1 protein-coding gene and 1 tRNA gene are annotated in these 1609 nt (G+C 61.1%); one reads left to right on the top strand and one right to left on the bottom strand.

Annotation, left to right across the window (positions count from 1 at the left end; genetic code table 11):
- Nucleotides 1-703 precede the first annotated feature (703 nt).
- On the top strand, nucleotides 704-1057 hold the full coding sequence (locus EN884_RS35310) for a hypothetical protein (protein WP_013531688.1): 354 nt from the start codon (nucleotides 704-706) through the stop codon (nucleotides 1055-1057).
- A 403-nt stretch (nucleotides 1058-1460) separates the two neighbouring features.
- Here the strand turns inward: EN884_RS35310 and EN884_RS35315 are convergent.
- Nucleotides 1461-1535 (bottom strand) — tRNA-Val (locus EN884_RS35315).
- Nucleotides 1536-1609: the final 74 nt, after the last annotated feature.

The raw sequence follows: 1609 nt of genomic DNA on the forward strand, positions 1-1609 counted from the left end.
GCGACGCTGGTCGCCAGCAGAAATCTGGACATGGCTTTCCCTCAAGTTTCGTCGGGGAGAAACTCGCTGGCGTACCGGTTTGTTCCGCGGGTGGAATGCGTGCCGATTCAGTCCACCGGTTTGCAGCTGCCCGAACGAGGGGCCGCTGCCCGCTTGACTTACGCGGCGCGTCGTTGAGCGGGGTGGAGACCTGAACGGGTTCGGCGAGGGTCGACGGCGGTCACGATGCTGTGGTGGTGATCGCAATAGACGCGATCCGCCGAAGTTGGCCCGGCACAAAAACGATAACCGCCGGGTACCGACCGGTCTTCGCTTACCGGGAAGCGGCACTGATAGACGCCTAGCTGAATGAGGGGGACGTCTTTCGAAATTGGTCTGACATTTTCAGGCATGGTTTTTCAGGTTCCTGGTTCATAGCCATTGCCGGCTGACGGCCGCTATGCGACCGCGTCAAGCGAGCTTCTCTCGTTTGGAGGGCTGTGGATCACCATATGGTGTCGATCGCAGCGTCAATGAAGGCCGAAACCCCGCTTTCGCAAGCCAATCCTTGCGACTTAAGGCCACACTGGCTGCTGGGCGGGCGAGCTACGGGAGCGAGTACATTTTGTCAGCAGACAGTGCGGTCGCGTCCAGGAGCATCTCTTCGAACCGTTGCGCCGGTGCTATGGTGTGCCTGCATGATCAGACAGCAGGGATATGAGGCATGCCCGAAATCACACGCCGTACACTTCTTGCGTTCACCGCCGTGGCCTCGGTTGTTGAACCGACATTTGCCGAAGCGGAAGGGGCCTCACCCGAATTGCGGGCGCTGATCGGAGCCCATGAAGCCAGCTATGTCGGGCTTCACAGGGTTGTTCATCAAGCGGGCAGCAGCAGCCACGATCGCAAGAGGGCAGACCGGATTGAACAGGAAGCATTGCTTGCCATCTGCTCCTATCCTGCGATCAGCCGAGGCGACCGCCGGGCCAAGGCCGATTACCTGTTGACCGCCGAGGCTCGGGGCGAACTCGACCTGGAAGAGCACATGCAGGCCATCCTGCACGCGATGAAGCGCTGATCGCGGCTCGACCGGCGTAGGGCAGAGTTTGGCCCCATCGACAGGAGTTCATGCGCGGCGACTATCTCGCCGCCTTCCATTGCTGCGACTACGCATCTTTGGCTAACGGACGAAGCGGTCAGCGACCTGTCGGGCAAGTGGCGCTCGATGAAGCCCGGCCCATGGAGCAAGCCCGAGCGCTGAGCCGGAACAACGCTATACGGTCTTTTGCGCCGACGACCGCATCGAGGGTGTCGTTTTGGGATCGCGAACAGATGAAGGTCCAAAACGGCTCCGACGTCTGCCCGTTCCAGAGATATGCGAGCTACAGCAGCGCGTGGAATTCGCCCAGAAGAATTTTTGGCGGGCAAGGGGCGGGGTGTAGTTGCTAGGCATTTTGGGGTGCGGCGTTCAGGAAGGCCGATGGTGGGCGATGCAGGGATTGAACCTGCGACCCCACCCGTGTGAAGGGTGTGCTCTCCCGCTGAGCTAATCGCCCGCTCGTTGCCCGAAGGCCAAGCGAGCCGCGATATAAGGGAGGCGGGTGCGGGAAGTCAAGGCGCTGTCCGGCGT

Source organism: Mesorhizobium sp. M7A.F.Ca.AU.001.01.1.1 (genome assembly GCF_004022735.1).
Lineage (GTDB): Bacteria > Pseudomonadota > Alphaproteobacteria > Rhizobiales > Rhizobiaceae > Mesorhizobium > Mesorhizobium ciceri.

Coding starts and splice junctions, on each gene's coding strand:
- EN884_RS35310 (WP_013531688.1), top strand. CDS start 704: ATGCCCGAAATCACACGCCGTACACTTCTTGCGTTCACCGCCGTGGCC.